Origin of the sequence: Nocardia seriolae NBRC 15557 (assembly GCF_007990715.1) — a bacterium.
GTDB lineage: Bacteria > Actinomycetota > Actinomycetes > Mycobacteriales > Mycobacteriaceae > Nocardia > Nocardia seriolae.
Genome location: NZ_BJWY01000230.1, coordinates 1 through 3,509 on the forward strand (window position 1 = coordinate 1; position 3,509 = coordinate 3,509).

General features: G+C 67.9%; 4 protein-coding genes. All 4 read left to right on the forward strand.

Annotation, left to right across the window (positions count from 1 at the left end; all coding sequences use genetic code 11):
• Positions 1 to 7: 7 nt before the first annotated feature.
• Genes NS2_RS35205 through NS2_RS35220 form a run of 4 tightly spaced genes read left to right on the forward strand, consistent with a single transcriptional unit; the run spans position 8 to position 3,487 of the window.
• Entirely contained in the window at positions 8 to 1,009 is a 1,002-nt protein-coding gene (locus tag NS2_RS35205; RefSeq protein ID WP_063897748.1) for a class I SAM-dependent methyltransferase, read from the forward strand.
• Positions 1,006 to 1,809, forward strand: a complete 804-nt coding sequence (locus tag NS2_RS35210) for a sugar phosphate nucleotidyltransferase (protein ID WP_033091695.1) — start codon at positions 1,006 to 1,008, stop codon at positions 1,807 to 1,809. Before NS2_RS35205 ends, NS2_RS35210 begins: the two co-directional genes overlap by 4 nt.
• Positions 1,806 to 2,456 (forward strand): PIG-L deacetylase family protein, encoded by a 651-nt coding sequence (locus tag NS2_RS35215; RefSeq protein ID WP_033091694.1) that lies wholly within the window; start codon positions 1,806 to 1,808, stop codon positions 2,454 to 2,456. The genes NS2_RS35210 and NS2_RS35215 overlap by 4 nt, the downstream gene beginning before the upstream one ends.
• A gap of 2 nt (positions 2,457 to 2,458) precedes the next feature.
• Positions 2,459 to 3,487, forward strand: coding sequence for an NAD-dependent epimerase/dehydratase family protein (locus NS2_RS35220; protein WP_033091693.1), 1,029 nt, complete (start codon positions 2,459 to 2,461; stop codon positions 3,485 to 3,487).
• Positions 3,488 to 3,509 lie beyond the last annotated feature (22 nt).

Sequence of the window (3,509 nt, forward strand, 5' to 3'; positions counted from 1 at the left end):
GCAAGCAATCACCCAGTTAAATCTGAATGAGAATAGTTTCATCGTCGAGGTGGCGAGCAACGACGGCTACCTACTGCAACACGCCGTCGCCGCCGGGGTCCCCTGCCTGGGCATCGAGCCCTCGGTGAATGTCGGTGCGGCGGCCCGGGATCGGGGCGTGCCCACCGAAACCGCCTTCCTCGACGAGGAGCTGGCCGCCCGGGTGCGCGCCGAGCACGGCCCCGCAAACCTCGTGGTGGCCAACAATGTCTACGCCCACATCCCCGACCTGCTCGGCTTCACCCGCTCGCTGCGGGGGCTGCTGGCCGAGGACGGCTGGCTGTCCATCGAGGTGCACCACGCCCTGAACCTGGTGGCGCTGGCCCAGTTCGACACCATCTACCACGAGCACTTCCAGTACTACACATTGCTGTCCGCGCAGCGCGCGCTGGCGACCGCGGGCCTCGAGGTGGTGGACTGCGAGCTGATCGGCACCCACGGTGGCTCCCTGCGGGTCTGGGCGCGGCCGCAGGGCGCGGGCGCCCCGACCGCCCGGGTCGCCGAGGTGTTGCGGCTGGAGGCCGACGCGGGCCTGCACGAGGTCGCGGGCTACCTGGAACTGCGCCCCGACACCGAGCGGGTCCGCCAGGATCTGCTGCGATTCCTGCTGGCGGCCAAGGCCGAAGGCAAGCGGGTGGTGGGCTACGGCGCGCCCGGCAAGGGCAACACCCTGCTCAACTACTGCGGCATCCGCACCGACCTGCTCGAGTACACCGTCGACCGGAACCCTTACAAACACGGACGGTTCACACCGGGTACCCGGATTCCGATACACGAGCCGGAGCGGATCGACGCCGACCGCCCGGACGTGGTGCTGGTGCTGCCCTGGAACCTCGAACGCGAGATCACCGCGCAACTGCGCCACGTCACCGAGTGGGGCGGCGAGATCGTCTATCCCCTCCCCCACCTGCACCATGCGACGTTCGACGCTGCCGCCGCATCCAATCACGCGGAAGGGCAATCGAAATGAAGGTAGTACTGTTCTGCGGCGGCTACGGCATGCGCATGCGCAACGGCACCGAGGACGGTGTCCCCAAGCCCATGCAGATGGTGGGCCCGCGCCCGCTCATCTGGCACGTCATGCGCTACTACGCGCACTACGGGCACAAGGACTTCGTGCTGTGCCTGGGCTACGGGGCCACCCACATCAAGAACTTCTTCCTGACCTACGAGGAATCGGCGTCCAACGACTTCGTCATCCGCGGCGGCAAGGTCGAACTGCTGCAATCCGATATCAGCGACTGGACCATCACCTTCGTCGACACCGGGGTGGAGTCGCCCATCGGGGAACGGCTGCGCCGGGTGCGCGAGCACGTCGCGGGCGAGACCTACTTCCTGGCCAACTACACCGACGTGCTCACCGACGCCCCGCTGGACGAGATGATCGCCCGGTTCCAGGCGTCGGGGGCCGCGGCGTCGATTATGATCGTGCCGCCCAACTCCTCGTTCCACTGCCTGGATGTGAACTCGGCCGGTGAGGTCAAGAACATCACCCCGGCCACCAAGCTGCCCATCTGGCTCAACGGCGGCTATTTCATTCTCACCCAGGAGATCTTCGACCATCTGCCGCCCGGCGGTGATCTGGTGGACGACGCCTGCGGTGCGCTGGCCGAGCGGGGCCGATTGATCGGCTATCAGCACCACGGGTTCTGGAAGCCGGCCGACACCTTCAAGGAGCGCGCCGATCTCGACACCGGATACCAGCGCGGCGACCGGCCCTGGATGGTGTGGGAGCAGCCCGCCGCGAACGACAGCGTCAGGACCGCATGATCACACTCGACACCGCAGCGGTCACCGAGATCGCGCTGCTGGCCGCCCATTGCGACGATCTGGCCATCGGGATGGGCGGCACGCTGCTCACGCTGGCCGATGCCGTTGCGGGACTGCGGGTCCGGGCGCTGATCCTCACCGGCGGCGATACCGAGCGCGCCGAAGAGGAGCGCCTGGCACTCGAATCATTCTGTCCCGGAGCCGATCTGGACCTGCGGATCCTGGATCTGCCGGACGGATCGGCGCCCGCCCACTGGGAGCGGGCCAAGGCCGCGGTGGCCGCGCTGCGCCGCGACAGCGCCGCCCAGCTGGTGTTCGCGCCGCAGCGCGGGGACGCCCACCAGGACCATCGGATGCTTGCGAAGCTGGCCCCCACCGAGTTTCGCGACCATCTGATCCTCGGCTACGAAATACTCAAGTGGGAGAATGACACTCCGCAGCCGACGGTGTTCCATCCGCTGCCCGCCGGCTGCGCCGAGCGCAAGGCCGAGCTGTTGATGAAACACTATCCCTCGCAACGCAATAAGGACTGGTACGACGAGCAGTCCTTCCTGGCGCTGTCCCGGCTGCGCGGGGTGCAGTGCCGCGCCCGCCACGCCGAGGCGTTCCTGCTCGAGAAGGCCACCATCACTTTCGGAGGTGCATAGTCATGCGCGTGCTGGTCACGGGGCATCAGGGGTATCTGGGCACCGTCATGGTGCCGGAGCTACAGGCGGCCGGTCACGAGGTGACCGGCTTGGACAGCGGCTATTTCGCCGAATGCGTGCTGGGCGAGGCGCCGCCCGCGCCGCCCACCCTCAGCGTGGATCTGCGCGATGTGACCGCCGAGCAGCTCGCGGGCTTCGACGCGGTTGTGCATCTGGCGGCGCTGTCCAACGATCCGCGGGGGGCACTGGCCCCGCAGATCACCTACGACATCAACCATCACGCGTCGGTGCGGCTGGCCCGGCTGGCCAAACAGGCCGGGGTGCGCCGATTCCTCTACGCCTCCACGTGTTCGGTGTACGGCGCGGCCGGGGACGGGCTGGTGACCGAGGACGCCGCGCTGCGCCCGCTGACCCCCTACGCCGAATCCAAGGTCCGCGTCGAGGACGATGTGGCCGCCATCGCCGATTCCGGCTTCTCGCCGGTATTCCTGCGCAATGCCACCGCTTTCGGTTTCTCGCCGCGCCTGCGCGCTGATATCGTGCTCAACAATCTGGTCGGGTACGCGGTGCTGACCGGCGAGGTGAAGGTGCTCTCCGACGGCACCCCGTGGCGGCCGCTGGTGCACGCGCAGGACATCGCGCGCGCCTTCGCCACCTGCCTCGAGGCCCCGATCGAGGCCATCCACTGCCGCGCCTACAACGTCGGCACCGAGACCAACAACCTGACCGTGGCCGAGATCGCACAGTCCGTGGTCGACGTGGTGCCGGATTCCACGCTGGTCATCACCGGTGAGAGCGGCGCGGACCCGCGCTCGTACCGGGTCGATTTCAGCTACGCCCGAGCCGAACTCGGCTTCGAGGCGAAGTGGACCATTCCCGACGGCGCGGACGAGCTGTACCGGGAGTACATCGCACGCGGGCTCACCGCGACGGCCTTCTTCGAGCGATTCACGCGGCTGGCGCACCTGAAGTCGCTGAAGGAGACCGGGGTGCTCGACGACGAACTGCGCCGGGTCAGGACCGGGGTGTGAGGTGGGCGAGCAGCTTAGTACT

Coding starts and splice junctions, on each gene's coding strand:
- NS2_RS35210 (WP_033091695.1), top strand. CDS start 1,006: ATGAAGGTAGTACTGTTCTGCGGCGGCTACGGCATGCGCATGCGCAAC.
- NS2_RS35215 (WP_033091694.1), top strand. CDS start 1,806: ATGATCACACTCGACACCGCAGCGGTCACCGAGATCGCGCTGCTGGCC.
- NS2_RS35220 (WP_033091693.1), top strand. CDS start 2,459: ATGCGCGTGCTGGTCACGGGGCATCAGGGGTATCTGGGCACCGTCATG.